The organism is Nocardia sp. NPDC051321 (genome assembly GCF_044455225.1).
GTDB lineage: Bacteria > Actinomycetota > Actinomycetes > Mycobacteriales > Mycobacteriaceae > Nocardia.
In genome coordinates, this window is record NZ_JBITEM010000025.1 from 30,585 (window position 1) to 47,435 (window position 16,851).

Annotated in this window: 16 protein-coding genes; 4 read left to right on the forward strand and 12 right to left on the reverse strand. The window is 67.6% G+C overall.

Annotation, left to right across the window (positions count from 1 at the left end; genetic code table 11):
• Positions 1-142: 142 nt before the first annotated feature.
• Positions 143-1,018, reverse strand: coding sequence for a haloalkane dehalogenase (locus ACIA8C_RS40755; protein ID WP_397144457.1), 876 nt, complete (start codon positions 1,016-1,018; stop codon positions 143-145).
• A 715-nt stretch (positions 1,019-1,733) separates the two neighbouring features.
• On the opposite strand from ACIA8C_RS40755, the gene ACIA8C_RS40760 reads away from it, so the two are divergent.
• Positions 1,734-2,465, forward strand: coding sequence for an HNH endonuclease family protein (locus tag ACIA8C_RS40760; protein ID WP_397144459.1), 732 nt, complete (start codon positions 1,734-1,736; stop codon positions 2,463-2,465).
• A gap of 1 nt (position 2,466) precedes the next feature.
• On the opposite strand, the gene ACIA8C_RS40765 is transcribed toward ACIA8C_RS40760, so the two are convergent.
• Positions 2,467-3,486 carry an NAD(P)-dependent alcohol dehydrogenase gene (locus ACIA8C_RS40765; RefSeq protein ID WP_397144461.1) on the reverse strand — a complete coding sequence of 340 codons (1,020 nt, stop codon included), beginning with the start codon at positions 3,484-3,486 and terminating at the stop codon, positions 2,467-2,469.
• Positions 3,483-3,929 carry a hypothetical protein gene (locus ACIA8C_RS40770; RefSeq protein ID WP_397144463.1) on the reverse strand — a complete coding sequence of 149 codons (447 nt, stop codon included), beginning with the start codon at positions 3,927-3,929 and terminating at the stop codon, positions 3,483-3,485. The genes ACIA8C_RS40765 and ACIA8C_RS40770 overlap by 4 nt, the downstream gene beginning before the upstream one ends.
• A 129-nt stretch (positions 3,930-4,058) precedes the next feature.
• On the opposite strand from ACIA8C_RS40770, the gene ACIA8C_RS40775 reads away from it, so the two are divergent.
• Together ACIA8C_RS40775 and ACIA8C_RS40780 are read left to right on the forward strand one after the other, a co-directional pair.
• Positions 4,059-4,847: a helix-turn-helix domain-containing protein gene (locus tag ACIA8C_RS40775; protein WP_397144465.1), complete on the forward strand. Its 789-nt coding sequence runs from the start codon at positions 4,059-4,061 to the stop codon at positions 4,845-4,847.
• A gap of 128 nt (positions 4,848-4,975) precedes the next feature.
• The gene (locus tag ACIA8C_RS40780) at positions 4,976-6,277 is read left to right on the forward strand and encodes a lipase family protein (protein ID WP_397144467.1); all 1,302 of its coding nucleotides are present in this window, start codon (positions 4,976-4,978) and stop codon (positions 6,275-6,277) included.
• Between the two features lie 71 nt (positions 6,278-6,348).
• Here ACIA8C_RS40780 and ACIA8C_RS40785 read toward each other — a convergent pair whose 3' ends face one another.
• From ACIA8C_RS40785 to ACIA8C_RS40820, 8 genes are all read right to left on the reverse strand, one after another.
• Positions 6,349-7,272, reverse strand: a complete 924-nt coding sequence (locus tag ACIA8C_RS40785; RefSeq protein ID WP_397144469.1) for a LysR family transcriptional regulator — start codon at positions 7,270-7,272, stop codon at positions 6,349-6,351.
• 39 nt (positions 7,273-7,311) lie between these two features.
• Positions 7,312-8,880, reverse strand: a complete 1,569-nt coding sequence (locus tag ACIA8C_RS40790) for a hypothetical protein (RefSeq protein ID WP_397144471.1) — start codon at positions 8,878-8,880, stop codon at positions 7,312-7,314.
• Complete coding sequence (locus ACIA8C_RS40795) at positions 8,865-9,632, reverse strand: ABC transporter ATP-binding protein (protein WP_397144473.1); 768 nt, start codon at positions 9,630-9,632, stop codon at positions 8,865-8,867. Before ACIA8C_RS40795 ends, ACIA8C_RS40790 begins: the two co-directional genes overlap by 16 nt.
• A gap of 72 nt (positions 9,633-9,704) precedes the next feature.
• A complete protein-coding gene (locus tag ACIA8C_RS40800; RefSeq protein ID WP_397144475.1) occupies positions 9,705-10,910 on the reverse strand; it encodes an FAD-dependent oxidoreductase in 1,206 nt (401 codons plus the stop codon).
• A gap of 184 nt (positions 10,911-11,094) precedes the next feature.
• Complete coding sequence (locus ACIA8C_RS40805) at positions 11,095-11,754, reverse strand: helix-turn-helix transcriptional regulator (RefSeq protein ID WP_397144477.1); 660 nt, start codon at positions 11,752-11,754, stop codon at positions 11,095-11,097.
• 80 nt (positions 11,755-11,834) lie between these two features.
• Complete coding sequence (locus ACIA8C_RS40810) at positions 11,835-13,868, reverse strand: DHA2 family efflux MFS transporter permease subunit (protein ID WP_397144479.1); 2,034 nt, start codon at positions 13,866-13,868, stop codon at positions 11,835-11,837.
• 77 nt (positions 13,869-13,945) lie between these two features.
• On the reverse strand, positions 13,946-14,899 hold the full coding sequence (locus tag ACIA8C_RS40815; protein ID WP_397144481.1) for a sigma-70 family RNA polymerase sigma factor: 954 nt from the start codon (positions 14,897-14,899) through the stop codon (positions 13,946-13,948).
• A gap of 129 nt (positions 14,900-15,028) precedes the next feature.
• Positions 15,029-15,307 (reverse strand): hypothetical protein, encoded by a 279-nt coding sequence (locus ACIA8C_RS40820; RefSeq protein ID WP_397144483.1) that lies wholly within the window; start codon positions 15,305-15,307, stop codon positions 15,029-15,031.
• Positions 15,308-15,409: 102 nt separating this feature from the next.
• Between ACIA8C_RS40820 and ACIA8C_RS40825 the strand changes: the two genes are divergently transcribed.
• Complete coding sequence (locus tag ACIA8C_RS40825; RefSeq protein ID WP_397144485.1) at positions 15,410-16,045, forward strand: TetR/AcrR family transcriptional regulator; 636 nt, start codon at positions 15,410-15,412, stop codon at positions 16,043-16,045.
• Here ACIA8C_RS40825 and ACIA8C_RS40830 read toward each other — a convergent pair.
• A complete protein-coding gene (locus ACIA8C_RS40830; protein WP_397144487.1) occupies positions 16,030-16,674 on the reverse strand; it encodes a TetR/AcrR family transcriptional regulator in 645 nt (214 codons plus the stop codon). The genes ACIA8C_RS40825 and ACIA8C_RS40830 overlap by 16 nt on opposite strands.
• Positions 16,675-16,851: the final 177 nt, after the last annotated feature.

Consider the following 16,851-nt stretch of genomic DNA (forward strand, 5'->3'; position numbering starts at 1 on the left):
CTCCGGGTCCGCCTCCGAGGGATGGCACCAAGCTTTCACTTCAGCCTGCATCGCCTGCTAGACGGATTCGCCGCCTTCGTGGCGCCGCGCGACCGATCGGCGTGGTGCGGGACCGGTCGCAAATGGCCCCGCACCATGGCGTTCAGGAGATCGCGGTCGTCACGTCGACCAACGCGTGCCGCCGCAGCCATGCCGCCACCGCCGCGCCGATCTCGTCTGGACGATCCTCGGGCGCGTGATGCCCGGCGGATCCGATCGGTGCGATCTCGGTGTTCGCGAAAGTTGTTGCGGCCCAATCGATTGCCTCGGGCGAGCCGAGGCCGACACCGTTCTCCAGTGCCATCACCAGCTTGGGCACCTCGGGTGTCCGTGCCGCCCATTGCCCGTAATTCTCGACGATCGCGACCACATCCGCGGGCTCGCCGCCGAGTGGGAACTCGCGCGGCCACACCAGCATCGGCTTGCGTGACTCCGGGGTCGGGTAGGGCGCGCGGTAGATGTCGTGATCCTCGGGCGATAGGTTCGCCACTCCCTTCGGCAGGTTGAATTCGATGAACATGTTCTCCGCCAAGATCATTCGCTCGCCCTCCGCGCTACGGAACTTGCGGAACAACTCGGCGCCGAGCGGCGGCATATCGTCCCAGCTCATCGGCCGCAGGAAGGTCTCGATCAGCGCGATGCCGCGCACCCGGCCCGGATGGCGTGCGGCCCAGTCCATCCCGAGCGCGCCGCCCCAGTCATGGCCGACGATGACCACCTGGTCCAGTCCCACTGCATCGAACCAGGCGTCGAGGTAGCGGGCGTGATCGACGAACCGGTAGCCGATATCGGGCTTGCCGGATTCGCCCATGCCGATGAGATCGGGTGCCAGCGCCCGGGTTTGACCCGTGACGTGCGGGATCACATTGCGCCACAGGTGCGAGGAGGTGGGGTTACCGTGCAGAAACACCACCGGCACCGCACCAGTGCCCACGTCGCGGTAAGAGAGGAACGAGTCGAGAACATCGACGGTAGCCATGAGCTGCCCTTCCAAGGATCCGGCGTTTTTGCCTTCACCCGGTTTGGACACGGAAAAGCACCGCACTGTGACCGCCTCAAAAGTGACGCTGGTCACAGCATCGAGCCCCATGACAACCCCGGTTGTTGCCCACACCGTTAGCGACTGCTGCACGCCGCTGCGGCAGCCGCGCTCCCGCAATCGAGCGGCACATCCGTAAGAATCCAGTAGATGTAACCATCAGGCTGAAATGATCCCGAGAATAGTCCCGAATCAGGGCAATTGACTTGCCAAGATCACGGGCCCTTATCTACTGTCTCAATACGTAGCAACAAGCAGAGTCGGGATGGAGTGAAGCGGTGCGAGAGCGAGAGGCGAATTCCCAGTCGCGGGTAGCACTCTCAGCTGACACCGATCGAATCCCGATCTGCCCCTAGTCATCACGAGCGAGCTCGCCCGGCGCGGCTCGACACCTCGGGTCCTCCCTCATCGGCCCTGTGGTGTCGGCGGGTGCGGTACCTGGACTGGACAACCAGCCACACCCCCGCGCAACGAGCGACCTCCCTCGTGATCAGCCACCCTCGAGTCGGCGCCGGCACGGCGACTCGAGGGTGGTTTTGGCTATCAACCCCCCTTGGCTGTGCGGAACGTCATAGCCCGCAATCACTTCCACAACCTCGACCTCCGGATACGTTGGCGCCCGATATAGTTCAGGTGGTTGGCGTTAGGAAGCTCGATGAAGTTCTCAGTTCAGCGGCTCGCCCTGATAGGGCTGGCCATCGCGACATTCATCGGACTGTCCTACTACTACGTGAACCGAGTCGAATCCCCCAGGGCGAACGCGGTGTGCGGCACCGGATCCGCGCAGGCCTGCGCCAACGCGCTGGCCAGCATGCCGAGCCACGACGCGCTCGCCATGCTCGACACCATCCGGGTGGCCGGCCGCGCCCCCAAAACCGGTTACACCCGTGAACAATTCGGCACCGCATGGACCGATGACGTGTCGGTCCCCGGCGGCCACAACAAGTGCGACACCCGCAACGACATTCTGCAGCGCGACCTCACCGAGGTCACCTTCAAGGACAACAGCCGCTGCGTCGTCGCCACCGGCACCCTGAACGACCCGTACACCGGCAAGACCATCAAGTTCGTCCGCGGTCCGAAGACCTCCGACGATGTGCAGATCGACCACATCATCCCGCTGTCGGACGCCTGGCAGAAAGGCGCACAACAGCTTTCCGCCGAGCGCCGCCAGGATCTGGCCAACGACCCGTTGAACCTGCAGGCCGTCGACGGTCCGACCAATCAGTCCAAGAGCGACTCCGACGCCGCCACCTGGCTGCCGCCGAGCAAGGGCTACTGGTGCGCGTATCTGACCAGGCAGATCCAGGTCAAGGCGGCCTACCAGCTCTGGGTCACCCAGGCCGAGAAGGACGCCATGACACGGGAACTCAGCACCTGCCCATAGTTCACGGCATCGTCACTACTACTTTGCCGAACGGGTTGCCGTCCCGGAAGTAGCGGTACGCCTCGACCGCCTCGTCCAGCGGGAACACCCGATCGATGAGTGGCCGCATCCGGTGTTCGCTGATCGTCCGGTTCATCGCCTCGAAGTCGGTGCGACTGCCGACGGCGATCCGGCGGATCGACGCGTACTGCGTGCCGAACACCTCGGCAACCGACTCGGCCGCCGATGGCCGAGCCGCGCCGATCATGGTGATCTGCGTGTTGTATCCGCCGGACCGAACGGATTTCGACAATGTCGGCAGCCCGACCGCGTCGACCACATGCTCGACGCCGTCGCCGCCGGTCAGTTCCTGGACCGCCTGGTCCCAGTCCGGCGTCTCGGTCGAGACGATCACCTCGTCGGCCCCGAGCTTGCGCAGGCCGTCGGCCTTGCCCGGGCTGGAGGTGATGGAAAAGACCCGCGCGCCCAGCATTTTGGCGTGCTGCACGGCGAACAACGCGACCGTTCCGCTACCGACGGTCAGCACCGTCTCGCCGGGCCGCACCGGCACCGGCTTCGTGAGTGCCGCCCACGCAACGACGCCCGCGCAGGTCAGCGTCGCCGCCTCCACATCGGTCAGATGCGCGGGCACGTGCACCACCGAATCCTCTTCGACCACCGCGTAAGTGGCGAGCATGCCGTCGAAATTGGCGCCGTACTGCTCGGCCGCCATGGCGAGCCGCTGCGGGCCGTCGATCCAGCGGACGAAGTAGCTCGCGGTGATTCGATCGCCGATCGCGGCCCGGGACACGTTCGCGCCCACCGCGATCACCTCGCCGACGCCGTCGGAGAGCGGGACGATCCCCGGGGTGGCCGGCAGCGGATAGACGCCGTCCATCAGCATCAGGTCCCGCCGATTCACCGAGGCCGCGCGGACCCGGATCACGACCTGACGCGGCCCCGGCTCCGGAACCTCCTGCGCCGCGGCGGTCAGGCCGTCGAGGCCACGCAGCGGATCCAGGTGGTAGGCAATGCCATTCATCGCACACCCACAATGAACTGGTGGTCGGACAGGATCCGGCCCGCGTCGTCGAGGCCGATGACCTCGAAGCCGCCGCCCGCGACCGTGCCGTCGGCCTTGGCCACCATCGTCCAGGACACCCCGATCAGCCCGGCGGGCAACCGGATCGGCGCCTGCTCGACCGCGAACTCGTACTCACCGGACTCGATGAACATTTCGTAGGCCCGAGTCACCCTGCGGTCCATCGCATCATGCCCGCGGACCTCCAGCGCAGGCATCGGGAACTGCAGCCGCTCGGCCTCTTCCCGCATCTCGATCGGCGGGTCGACCAGGGTTTGCGCTCCGGTGGGCGCCCAGAGTTCGCGGATCTGCTTGCTGCGGGCGTCCGCGTCGGACTCGTTCCACTGCGCCGCGTACTGCTCGGCGAAGCGGGCCAGTTCGTTGTCGTTCAGTTGCTTACTCATGGGACATAGCTTTGCGATCGCGGCGATACCGCGCGATTCCCGCGAGGGTATCGCGCAATCGCCGCGCAACTGCTTGGTCATACCCTCCACGGAATCGCACTCCCGCGCGGGTCGGATAAGACTGTGCGCATGACAACGGCCACAGCACCGGGGTTCGCCCGCGAGCTCAAGCACTGGCGGACCCTGCGTCGAGTCAGTCAGCTCGACCTCGCGATCCGCGCGGACACCACGCAGCGACATCTGAGCTTTCTGGAACAGGGGCGGTCGCGGCCGGGGCGCACCATGGTGGTGCGGCTCGCGGAATCGCTTGATCTGTCGCTGCGGGAGCGCAACGATTTGCTGCTCGCCGCGGGCTACGCGCCCGCTTTTCCCGAATCCGATTTGGCTGCACCGGAATTGGGTCCGGTGCGGGAGGCGCTGACGACGATCCTCGACGGCCACCTGCCCTATCCGGCGATCGTGGTGCAGCCGCGCGGCGTGCTGCTCGCCGCCAACGCGGCCTTCACGGTGCTGACCGAGGGGGCCGCGCCCGAACTGCTGAAGTCGCCGATCAACGTGTTGCGCCTCGCATTGCATCCGGATGGCCTGGCCAGACGCGTGGTGAATCTGCCCGAGTGGGGCAAGCATGTGACCGAGGCCCTGCGCGGACGCATGTCGCGCAGCCCCGATCCGGCGCTCGCCGAGTTGATCACCGAGCTGGAAGGCTATCTCCCACCTGCCGAGCCGGGCCCTGACCACCTCGGTTTCGCGGTGCCGCTGCGGCTGCGCAGCGACGATGGCGAGTTACGGCTGATCACCACCCTCACCTCGTTCGCCACGGCCACCGACATCACCGTCGCCGAGCTGCATCTGGAGGCATTCCTGCCTGCCGACGCGCAGACGGCCGAGATCCTGCGCAAACGCGCCGCCCGGGGATAGCGCTCGCACGAAACGCGGTACGGCGCGCCGCTATTGGCGGCGCGCCTGCCGATATGTCTATACAAACAAGGCATCTTTCTCGTATCTTTGGCGAGCGCTCGTTCTCTACGTGAGGGATGACACAGCCAATGAAGAATGTGTTCCGCGCCATCGTCTTTGCCGCCGTGCTGTGCACCGGTTTCGGCCAGGCCACCGCCGCACCGCTGCCACCGATGCCGCCTGACCAGAACCAGCTCCCGGACCTGCCCAAGGAACCCGATATCTATCGGATGCTGCCGGTGCCCGACCCCGCGGGCGACGCGTGGTACCAGCCGCCCGCGGACCTGGAGTCGCTGGCCAATGGCCAGATCATCCGGACCCGCGACGTCGGCACCTGGGTGCTCGGCATCCCGATGCCGCTGACCACCCGCCAGATCCTGTTCCGCACCACCGACGCTCGCGATCGGCCCGCGGCCACCACGACCACCGTGCTGATCCCGGGAATTCCGTGGACGGGCAGCCCACGCCCGATCCTGTCGTATCAGGAGGCGATCGACGGCAATTCGGCGCTGTGCAATCCCTCCTACACGCTGCGCGCGGGCGTCTTCAAGGAGATCACCCTGCTCGCCGGGTTCCTGGCACAGGGCTTCGCGGTGGTGGTCACCGATTTCGACGGTTTCGACGGAACCCAATTCCTCACCTTCGGCGAGGGAAAGATGGTGCTGGACGGGATCAGGGCCGCGAAGAACGAACCGGGGCTCGGCCTCGCCGATTCCGCCGCGGGCCTGTACGGCTATTCCGGCGGCGGCAGCGGCACGGCACGGGCCGCGGAGATGCACCGCTCTTATGCCCCGGACGTGCTGGTCCTCGGCTCCGCGCAGGGTGGCGTGCCCGGCGACATGGTGTCGATCGCCCGGCAGAACATCACCCACGACCAGGGTCTCGCGAATTTCAGCGGGCCGTCGAATTTCACTATGTGGCTTGCGCTTTCGAACTTGGCGGCGACCTATCCCGAGGTATTCGACAAGTCGGAATTCCTGACCGAAGCGGGTCAGGCGGTGCTGTCGAATGTCGAAGGCCGATGCGTCTACACGGCCGCGATGACCGGTGCGTATCGCCCGGTGGCCGACTATCTGAAGCCGGGCAAAGGTCTCGACGACCCCGATATTCAGCGAATCCTGTTGGCGCAGAGCCTCGGTCAGCCGGAGCACCTGCCCGATATGCCGGTGCTGATGTGGCATGCCATCTGGGACGAACTGCTGACCTTCCCGGACGCGATCAAGTCCACCGTGGACTCCTACTGGTCCAACGGCGTAGACCTGCGCTACTTCACCAACCCGCTCCCCGAACACGTAGTCGGCGACATAACCGCGGTCCCCGTCGCCGAAACCTGGATCAGCGCCGTCCTTCGCGGCCTCTCCCCCGGCCCGAAGTTCCGCATCGGTATCTGACGCACCATTTCTGATTGCCCGCACCGAAATTCGCATGCGATTCCAGGTGCGGGAAATCAGAGACGGTGCGGTTACCAGGTTCGGGCGGCGGCGCGTAGACGCGCGTGGACCAGCTCTACGTGGGGGCGGGTGTCGGTGCCGGCGCGGCGGACCAGGAACCCGGTGTTGATCGGCGGATCCGGCGGGTCGAGCAAGGTGACCAGTGCGCCCGAATTGAGTTGGGCCGCACAGAGATAACGTGGTAGTACGCTGACGCCTGCCCCCGCAACGACTGCAGCGGCGACCGCGCGCAGGTCCGCGACGATAACGGCCGCCTCGCCGGTCAGCCGGATCCCGAAGACATGCCACCAGTACCTGCGCAGGATGGGCAGGTCGGGGGCGTAGCTGACGAGCGGCACCGCGGCCAGCGCGGCCGGACCATCGGCGTCCAGCCGGGTCGCGTCGATCCGCGCGGCCACGGCGGGCGCGGCGACCAGCACGAATTCCTCGTCCGACAACGCCTCGGCGACCACGGTCCGGCCCCGCGGGCGCACGGTCGACAGCACCAGGTCGTAGTGGCCCGCGCGCAGTCCGGCCAGCAGCTCCTCGGAGAGTCCGGCGGTCACGGTCAGCCGGACGCCGTGCGCGATCAATGGCGCGAGCGCCGGAAGGGCCTGTACCGCAAGCAGTTCCGCAGGACCGGCCAGCCGGACGGGCGGCTGCGGTTCGTCCTCGGCGGGCACCGACCGTCCGGCAACGGCGGTCAACGCGTCCAGCGGTTCGGCGATCCGCGCGGCCAATTCGGCGGCGGCCGCGGTCGGCGCCACCCCGCGCGGCAACCGCTCGAACAGCCGCTGACCCAGCCGCTTCTCCAGCGCCTGCAGCTGCGCGGTGACCGTGGGTTGCGACAACCCGATCAGCCGCGCACCGCCGGTGATCGACCCCGCGCGGTGCACGGCCAGAAAAGTGCGCAACTGATTCAGATCGAGACTGCCATCGGAATCCCTATCGCTCACCAGGCGATTCTATTGCCTCACCGATGCGGCCACCGGCGCTCACCTGGGGCGGACCGCATCGAGGAGCTCGGGCCCACCGGTGGTCAAGCGTTTTTCGGCGATGCGGACGCAGACGATTGCCGCGGCGATGCCGGTGCCGATGCCCACCGGAACCGCGAGCCATTCGATCGCAGTCAATTCGGTGAAATGGCCGATCAGCAGGACGATTACCACCGGAAGCACCGCGAACAGCTGACCGAAGAGCACGGTGAACTGGAGCAGCACCTTCGCGCAACCCGGGTTACCCGAACCGGAGAACGGATTCCCGGTGCGCGGCGGTATCGGATACGGCGCCAGCGCCGACACGAGCACGGCCGCGCCGACCCCGACGCCGAGCGCGGCGGCATACAGCGCGAGCACCCACGGATACAGGTCCCATCGGCCCACCGCGCCGGGCAGGATCAGCGCGAGCAGCAGCGTGGGCAGCCCGAGCACGATCAGCAGCGCGAGCAGGCGGCCGCGCACGTCCGCGCGCACGGCGCCGGGGGTGACGAGGGTTTGCCACACGGCGGTGCCGTCGTAGCCGAACAGGTTGGCACCGGCGAGGGCGGCGAACGAGACCGAGGTGACACCCGCGAACGGCACGCCGCCGGTGCCGCTGCCCTGGAAGGCGGGGAACACCGGCATCAGGATGCCGACCACCAGCACCGGCAGCAGCGCGGCCCGGCGACGACTGTCCCGCGACCAGGTGCGCAGCTCCTTGATCAGCACGGCGCCGACCGGTCCGCGCTGGCGTACCCGGCCGAGCAGCCCGCTGCCCGCGCCACTGGCCACGGAATTCATCGGCGCGGCCAGCCGCCGGGCCAGCAGCACCGACCAGGCCTGCCACAGTCCGAGCGAGACCACGGCCAGGCCGAGCAGCGGCAGCAGTGCGAGCAGCCAGTTGCCTTGTGCCGCAGCCTCTACCGCGACCGGAGCCCACCCGGACGGTATCGAGCGCAGCGTCGTCGCCGCCCACGGCGGTACGTCGCGCAGCGCGCTCACGTGCGACATCAGCAGACTCATCGGGTAGTAGGCGAGGCCGAGCAGCCCGGCCAGCAGCACACCGATGTCTTTGCCGCGCCGCGACCGCATGGCGGCCCCGACCCAGGCCAGCACCACCCGCGACAGCAGCACCACGAAGACCAGCTGCAGCACCACCCCGACGACCGCGACCAGCGTTGCCGCCCAACTGACTTGCGCCGCGAGCGCGACCAACCCGCCGAAGGCGATCAGGTTGACCACCGGCGCGGGTCCGGCGAACGCGGCGGCGAGCAAGCCACCGGCCAGCTGACGACTGCTGATCGGCAGCAGCCGCAGATGCTCCGGCTGGATGGTCTCGTCACTGCTGCCGATCAGCACCGGGCCGCACAGCCAGCCGAGCGTCCAGATACCGAAAATCGTTGCGGCAATGGTTGTTCCGCTCGCGACGTCACCATCGAGCAGCGCGAACCCGATCAGCGTCGCCGTGACGATCGCGAAGACGGTGCCGATCAGCACGCCGACCACGTAGCCGAAACCCTGCCAGCCGCTGCTGCTCAGCGCGCGCTTGGTGAGCAGCAGCCGCATCCGGATCAGGATGCCAGCCACGACAGCCCGTCCTCTCCGCCGACGCGGCCACCGACCAGCCGGACGAACGCCTCTTCCAAGGTGGTTCCGCCGCGCACCTCGTCCACCGTGCCCGCCGCGACCACGCGTCCGGCGGTGATCACCGCGACCCGGTCGCACATGCTCTCCACCAGCGCCATCACGTGACTCGACAGCACCACCGCGCCACCGGCCGCGACGAAGCGCTGCAGGATGGTGCGAATCGTGCTGCCCGACACCGGATCCACCGCCTCGAACGGCTCGTCGAGCACCAGCAGTTTCGGCGCGTGCAGCAGCGCGGTCGCCAGGCCGATCTTCTTGCGCATGCCCGCGGAGTAGTCGACCACCAAGGTCTTTTCGGCGCCGGTCAATTCGAAGACCGTGAGCAGTTCGTCGGCGCGCTCGGCGACGGTGCGCTCCGGCATGCCGCGCAAAAGGCCGGTGTAGGTGAGCAATTCGCGGCCGGTGAGCCGTTCCGGCAGCGCGAGACCGTCCGGCAGCACGCCGACGAGGGTCTTCGCGCGGATCGGATCGGCCCACACGTCGGCGCCGAAGATCGCGGCGTGGCCGCCGTCGGGCCGCAGCAGCCCGCAGGCCATCGACAGCGTCGTCGTCTTGCCCGCCCCGTTCGGGCCGACCAGGCCGAAGAAGGAGCCCGGCGGTACCGCCAGGCTCACGTTGTCGACGACCCACGGTCCGCCGAAGCGTTTACACAGGCCGGTCAGGTGCAGCGCGGGCTGATGGTCAGGTTGCATGGGTCCCCCGGAGTCCTTTCGGATCGATGTTCTCCAAGGGTACGGACCATCAGCCCGCGAGGTTCGACCGAATCAGGCAGTTACCGCGAGTTCCTGGTGCGCGGGCGCGGCCCAATCGATCCGGTAACGCTGCTCGGGCCCCATGCTCTTCTCCGGGTTCATCAGCTTGATGAACAGCGGCGCCGTCAGCTGCATCATCTTGCGCCCGACCGGCCCGAGGGTCTTGTTGTGGTTGACCTTCGCGGCGCGGGCCGCGACCGCCTCCACCCTGGGCCTGCGCAGCTGCTCATAGGTGGCGAACGCGGCTTCCGGCGTCGGCAGATCGCGCAGGCAGCGAGCCACCTGAACGGCGCTCTCGATGGCAAGCGACGCGCCCTGCCCCGAGCTGTTGGACGGCGCGTGCACCGCGTCCCCGACCAGGGCCATGCGGCCGCGGAACCAGTGCGGCACCGACGGCATGATGTGCAGCGCACCGCTCACTTCCAGCTGCTCCTCGGTGGTGCGCCGAGCGAATTCACCACCGGGCGTGTCGTCGGCGTAGGTCTCGCGCAGGATGCCGAGCCAGTGCGCCTTCGGGATCGCCCGGGCGGCGGTGAGCGACAGGTACTCCTTGTGCGGCAGGTTGGCGCCCCAGATCACCTGACCGTCGCCGGTCGACCCGAACAGGTAGTAGGCGTTCTTGCCGAAGGCGAAAGTCATGGATTCGGGCTCGATCTCGCCGTCGTAGTCGATGATCGCGCCGAAGCCGAGCATGCCGAGGTACTCCGGGCCTGGCGCGTTCGGGTCGATCAACCCGCGCACCGTCGACCGGATGCCGTCGGCGCCGATCAGCACGTCGGCAGTGGCGGTGCTGCCGTCGGTGAACCGGGCGGTGATGCCCGCGTCCGTCTCGACCACGTCGACCATGCGCTTGTTGTATTCGAACGGCACACCGGCGGAGACCGCGTGATCGTGCAGCGTCTGGTGCAACTCGCCGCGATCGACCATTTGCAGCGGCGGCAGGCCGGCCAGTCCGCGCATGAACAGGTCCTTGCCACCGATCGACAAGCCCATCTTGGAGATCGGCTTCGCGATGGCACGGACCGCGTCGCCCGCGTCGATGATGTCCAAGGCGGCAATGCCGTTCGGCGCGAGTGCGAGCCCGCTGCCGATGTTGTACGACGAGCCGGGATAAGCCTCGAAGACGCGGGCGTCGATGCCCGCCTTCAACAGGGCGGAGGCGGCGACCGGCCCGGCGATGCCGCCGCCGATGACCAGTGCGGTTCTTACATTTGACATGGGTGTCTCCAGGTTTGGGTGTTGCGGGTGTTGTTTGATCCCCGAACCGACCCGTGCAGTACGCACCCAGTTATCCTGTGGTTGCCAGCCTTGTAGCCGGGTGCGCGCATGCGGGCGCGGTTCGAGACTGTTCAATCGGGCTCGGCGGCGGTGTTGCCGCACCCCGCCGAGCCTGGTCTCGCGGTCAGGATGGTTCCGGTTCGGCCAGCCTCCCTTCCACAGCCGCGATCACTTCCGCGGGCGGGACGTTGTCGGCGTGTACCTGCCGCCACCAGTCCACCTCGGGGAACGTGCCGTCGGCGAGTTGGTCGCGGAACGAACGCGCCCAAGCCATTTCGGCCTCTAACATCGCCACGCCGAATTCGGATTCGATGATGAACAGGCGCGGCAGCTTCATCGCCAAAACCTTGTCGATTTCCCGGCGCACCGCATCAATGAGGTGACGCAGCGCCTCGATGCGCTGGCCGAGCAATTCGATGACGTCGTCGGGAGGCAGCACCGAGAGAATGGACAGGCCCGCGACGAAGCGGTGCTGTTCAGGCTCCGGCACTGCGACCAATTCCCTGGTCCAGTCGGTGAGTTCGGTCCGTCCGGCGCTGGTGAGCTGGTAGATCACCCGCTCGGGCCTGGCGCCGTCGCGCTCGCTGCCGACGATCTCCAGGAAGCCGGCCTTTTCCAGGCTCTGCACGACGGTGTAGAGCGAGCCCCACTTGATGTCCATGTCGTGCTCTTTGCCGCGGTCGCGCAGCGTCTGCGCGATCTCGTAGCGATGCTTGGGCCGGTCGATCATCACCGAGAGCACCGCCAGCGCGAGCAGGTTGTTCACCTTGCGCTTGGTCGCCATCACACCTCCTTACTCGTCTACGAATATACGTGCACGAGTATTTGCGACGCAAGGGGGTTTCGCGGCATGAGGCGGGGGATTCAGGCGCGGGCGGGTTCGTGCTCGCCGGCCTCTTGCTCGAGCAGCTTGGCGGCGAGGTTGTCCAGGGCCTGATCGAACAGCGCGCGGTCGGCGGGGTCGTCGTTGTTCCAGTCGTCGAGCCTGCTGTCGAGCCAGCGGCGCCACGCGGCCTTGACCCGGTCCAGCTCGGCCGTGCCCTGATCGGTCAGCCGCAGCTCGCGGCCGTCGTCGACGAGGTAGCCCTTGTCGGCCACCCGGCGATAGATCGGCGCGAGCACGTCGTCGGGCAGCTTGTGCGCCCGCGCGACCGAATCCAGCGTGGCCCCGCCCTTGACGCGGTCGCGCAGGTAGACCTGGCCGAGCGCCCATGCCTCGCCGCGGCTGAGCGTGCTGCCCGCGTCAGCAAGGATGCGCGGACCGATCGGCCCCTCGGCGTGTTCCTTGCGCAGGCTTCCGGCGATGGCTCGTTCCAGCTGCACCACCCGGTCCGCGGAGTCAGGCACCGAAAAGCCTTCGCCCACATCGCCCGCGCCCGTTCGGGCGCTGTCGCGTAGCGGCACTTCTTTGAGGAACCAGGCGACCACGAAACCGACCAGCGCCACCGGGACCACCCAGACGAAGACGTGATCGATGGTGTTGGCGTAGGCGTCGATGATGGGCGCGGCCACTTCCTCCGGAACCTTTTGCAGCGCTTGCGGATTTGCCGCGACCTCGGGCGGCACCACCTTCGCCTCGACCAGTGCCGCGCGCAGGTTCGGGCCGATCTCGTTGCTGTACAGCGTGCCGAAAATCGCTGTGCCGAAGGTACTTCCGAGGGTGCGGAAGAAGGTGACGCCGGAGGTCGCGGTGCCGAGCTGGGCGTAGGGCACGGTGTTCTGCACGACGATGGTGAGCACCTGCATGGTGAGGCCGATGCCAAGGCCGAGCACCAGCATGTACAGCGATTCCTCCCAGATCCCGGTATCGCGGCCCATGGTCGACATCAGATACAGCCCGAGCGCCATCACCAGTGTGCCGACGATCGGAAAGTATCGGTAATGGCCGGTTTTACCAACCACCTGGCCGGACAGGATCGAGGTCACCAGCAGCCCGGCGACCAACGGCAGCGAGCGAACGCCGGACATGGTCGCCGAAACCCCGTCCACGTACTGCAGATACGCGGGCAGATAGGTGATCGAGCCGAGCATCGCGAAGCCGCAGATGAAGCTGAGGATCGAGCAGACCGTGAACACTCTGCTGCGGAACAACCCCATCGGCAGCATGGGTTCCTCGGCCCGCAGCTCGACCACCACGAACGCCGCGAACAGCAGCACCGACGCCGCGAACAGCCCGAGGATCATCGACGAGCCCCACGCGTACTCCTGCCCGCCCCACTCCAGCCCGAGGATGAGAGTGGAAACCGCAACGGCGACAAGGCCGATGCCCGCGTAGTCGATGATCGGCTTGATCGCCGCGCGCACCCGCGGAATGGTGCGGGCCGACATCGCGATCATGATGATCGCGATGGGCACGTTGACGTAGAAGCACCAGCGCCAGCTCGCGTGGTCGGTGAACAAGCCGCCCAGCGTAGGCCCGATCACCGTGGTGACGCCGAAGACCGCGCCGAGCGCGCCCTGATACTTGCCGCGCTGACGCAGCGGGATGGTGTCGGCGATGAGTGCCATCGCGGTGACCATCAGTCCGCCGCCGCCGAAACCCTGGATGCCGCGGGCGATGATCAGCAGCGTCATCCCGTTGGCCAGGCCGGCGATCATCGAGCCGATGATGAAGATCAACGCGCTGAGCTGGAAGATCAGCTTGCGGCCGAACAGATCACCGAGCTTGCCCGCCAGCGCGGTGGCCACCGCCTCGGCGAGCAGATAGGCCGTGACCACCCATGCCATATGCCCGGCCTCGCCGAGATCGGCGACGATCGTCGGCAGCGCGGTGGACACGATCGTCTGATCGAGGGCCGCGAGCAACATGCCCAGCACAATCGTGGCGAACACGATATTGATCTTCGCCCGGCTCATCGGCTCGGGAGCTTTCTCGGCGACAGCGGCTGCACCGGTCATTGCCACAGTATGGTCTTGATCCGCCAGCCTGTCCGTCCAGCGACACGGCAGCGACTCCGTCGGAGGTGGCTGTCGGGTCAGCCGAGCAGCCCTTCGAGCACCTTGGTGCGCGCCGGTTGCCGCAGCTTGGCCATGCCTTTCGCTTCGATCTGCCTGGCGCGTTCACGGGAAACGCCGTAGGTCTTGCCGACCTCGTCGAGGGTCTTCGGGTCGGCGCCATCCAGGCCGAAACGCAGGGCGATCACCTCGGCTTCGCGCTCGGTCAGCGCCGCGAGAACCTTGTCGAGTTCGCCACGCGCCGCGCTCGCCAGTGCCGATTCGGACGGGTCGGGTGCGGCATCGGCGATGAGTTCGCCGAACTCCGTGGCGTCCGCCGAACCCATCGGGGTGTGCAGCGAAATCGGCTCGCGCGCATGGTCGAGTACCTCGCGCACCTTGTCCTCGGTCATGTCGAGCTCGCCGGCCAGTTCCGCCGTGGTGACCTCGCGGCCGAGTCGCACAGCCAGCGCCCGCTGGGTGCGGTTCACCCGGTTCAGCACCTCGACGACGTGCGCCGGAATGCGGATGGTGCGGCCCTGGTCGGCGAGCGCGCGACCGATGCCCTGCTTGATCCACCAGGTGGCGTAGGTGGAGAACTTGAGGCCGCGGTGGTGATCGAACTTCGCCACCGCGCGCATCATGCCGACGGTGCCCTCCTGCACCAGGTCGAGCAGCGACATGCCGACCGGCGTCGGGTAGCGCTTGGCGATCGACACCACCAGGCGCAGGTTGGCCTCGACCATGTGGTCCTTGGCGTGCTGGCCGTCGGCGACTCGGCGGCGCAGTTCACGGCGCTCCGCCGGGTCGAGATCGGTGGTCTCGGTGAGCCGTTGGTCGGCAAGGACACCCGCTTCGATGCGCTTGGCCAGCTCGACCTCTTGGGTGGCGGTGAGCAACGGGGTGCGGGCGATGAGGCGCAGGTAGTCGTTGACCGGGTCTTCGCTCACGGTGCCGGAGACGCGAGCGGGACGGGCGGTGCAGAACTGGGGCACGAGAGTCCTTCCGAAGGGAGCGAGCCGGGGGGGGGGGGGGGGGGGGGGGGGGGGGCCGCGGGGGGGGGGGGGGGGGGGGGGGGGGGGGGGGCCCCCCCCCCCCCCCCCGGTGGGGTGGTTGCTCGATGGTCAGCCGCGGCCAGGGATGCGCAGCGGGCGCTGCGAGGCCGCACGGAAGGCGGTCTGGCTACGGGGCAGACCGGCAGCCTTTCGGTCGAGTCGCGTCGTGCCGGGGAATGCCTTGGTGCGCTGCTTCTTTCGCTTCGGCGCTGCGGCGTCGGGCGCGAGGCGGCTGAGGACGGCGTCGATGATGGTCTGCGCGGAGGTCTTGTCGGCCATGGTGGCTGGTCCCTTTCGGTCGGTGGTGATGGTGCGGGCCGGGGTTGCTTCGACAAGTCCGTAGTTCATTCGCGGTGACGCTCCTTCGTGTTCGGTAACGAAGCCAAACTTAGAACAGACCTAAAAATGTGTCAAGCATAAATTTTGGTCGGTATCAGATATGGTGTTCGCATGAGCGCAGAGACGTTGGGGCTTCGGGACCGGAAGAAGCTGCAGACCAGGGAGAACATCTCCCATCAGGCGACCAGGCTGTTCCTCGAGCACGGCTTCGACAAGGTGACGATCGCCGACGTCGCGGCCGCCGCGCAGGTCGCCAAGATGACGGTGACCAACTACTTCCCGCGCAAAGAGGACCTGGCCCTGGATCTGCACGACGTCTTCGTCGACCAGCTCGCGCGCGTCGTCCGCGAGCGCGAGCCCGGCGAGTCCGCCTTGGCCGCGCTGCGTGCCGCCTACCTGACGGCCGCGGCCGGACAGGATCCGGTGGTCGGCTTCTCCGGTGCGGAGTTCGCCAGGATGATCAGCGACAGCCCCGCCCTGGTCGCCAGGCTGCGCGAATTCCACGAGGAGCGCGAGCAGGCCCTCGCCGACACTCTCGCCGCCGAAACCGGCGCGGCCGCAACGGATATCACGCCACGGGTGGCCGCCGCTCAGCTAGGCGGGGTGCATCGGGTGCTGTTCGAGGAGACCATGCGCCGCACCCTCGACGGTCAGTCGAACGACGAAATCGCCACGGCCGTCACCGAATACGTCGGCACGGCGTTCGACTCGCTCGAGCCGTCGCTCGGCGACTACGCCGTGCGCTGATCGGGCACTTCCAATAGCGACAGCGCGATCGGCACAAGTAGTTCCACCAGCTCGCCGACCGAAGGGCGCGGATCGGCCAGCACCCACTCGTGCGCGAGGCCGTTGATCGCGCCGATGAGAGCGCTTGCGCCCCAGGCGCTTCCGCCGCGGATCCGAGCTTCTGGCGCCACCGTCGGTAGCACGCTGGTGGCGAGCAAGTCGGCCCACGCGTGTCTGCGTTCGCGGCGGTGCCGCTCCATCCGGTCGCTGACGCCGACCACCTCGATGAAGGCGACCTTGGCGCGATAAGGGTCGGAGCCGATCGAGCCGAGGTAGGCCGAGACCACCGCGGTCATCGCCGCGGTCATATCGAAGCGCGGGTCGAGCTCGGCCAGCGCCGTGACCAGCACGGCGGCCGCTTCGTCCTGGATCCGGTCGTAGGCGGCGACCAGCACGTCCTCCCTGGTCTGGAATTCCTCGTAGAACTGCCGCTTGGACAGCGACGCGGCGGCACAGACGTCGGCCAGCGAGCAGTTCGCGTAGCCGCGTTCGGCGAAGATCCGGGTCGCCGCGTCCAGGAAGCGCTGGCGCCGTTCGGCCTTGCGTTCCGTGACGGCGCGTCCGCCGTACTGCCTGCCAACGATGGTCACGCCTCCCACCGTATCGGAGATCCCACGACAACCACGGTGACCAGGCGTCTGTCCACCAGCGCGGGCAGCACAGGGGGCCAGGTCTCGCCCGACGGCATTTGTGATCCGCGTCATGGCATTGCATACTCGACGTAGTCTGAAACCAACTGGGCTCACATATGCGTCCTGGCAACAAAG

What these genes read in the sequence shown, in the direction of transcription:
- ACIA8C_RS40800 (WP_397144475.1), bottom strand. Translation starts at nt 10,910, where the DNA reads ATGTCAAATGTAAGAACCGCACTGGTCATCGGCGGCGGCATCGCCGGG.
- ACIA8C_RS40810 (WP_397144479.1), bottom strand. Translation starts at nt 13,868, where the DNA reads ATGACCGGTGCAGCCGCTGTCGCCGAGAAAGCTCCCGAGCCGATGAGC.
- ACIA8C_RS40780 (WP_397144467.1), top strand. Translation starts at nt 4,976, where the DNA reads ATGAAGAATGTGTTCCGCGCCATCGTCTTTGCCGCCGTGCTGTGCACC.
- ACIA8C_RS40770 (WP_397144463.1), bottom strand. Translation starts at nt 3,929, where the DNA reads ATGAGTAAGCAACTGAACGACAACGAACTGGCCCGCTTCGCCGAGCAG.
- ACIA8C_RS40775 (WP_397144465.1), top strand. Translation starts at nt 4,059, where the DNA reads ATGACAACGGCCACAGCACCGGGGTTCGCCCGCGAGCTCAAGCACTGG.
- ACIA8C_RS40755 (WP_397144457.1), bottom strand. Translation starts at nt 1,018, where the DNA reads ATGGCTACCGTCGATGTTCTCGACTCGTTCCTCTCTTACCGCGACGTG.
- ACIA8C_RS40765 (WP_397144461.1), bottom strand. Translation starts at nt 3,486, where the DNA reads ATGAATGGCATTGCCTACCACCTGGATCCGCTGCGTGGCCTCGACGGC.
- ACIA8C_RS40805 (WP_397144477.1), bottom strand. Translation starts at nt 11,754, where the DNA reads ATGGCGACCAAGCGCAAGGTGAACAACCTGCTCGCGCTGGCGGTGCTC.
- ACIA8C_RS40820 (WP_397144483.1), bottom strand. Translation starts at nt 15,307, where the DNA reads ATGAACTACGGACTTGTCGAAGCAACCCCGGCCCGCACCATCACCACC.
- ACIA8C_RS40795 (WP_397144473.1), bottom strand. Translation starts at nt 9,632, where the DNA reads ATGCAACCTGACCATCAGCCCGCGCTGCACCTGACCGGCCTGTGTAAA.
- ACIA8C_RS40760 (WP_397144459.1), top strand. Translation starts at nt 1,734, where the DNA reads ATGAAGTTCTCAGTTCAGCGGCTCGCCCTGATAGGGCTGGCCATCGCG.
- ACIA8C_RS40825 (WP_397144485.1), top strand. Translation starts at nt 15,410, where the DNA reads ATGAGCGCAGAGACGTTGGGGCTTCGGGACCGGAAGAAGCTGCAGACC.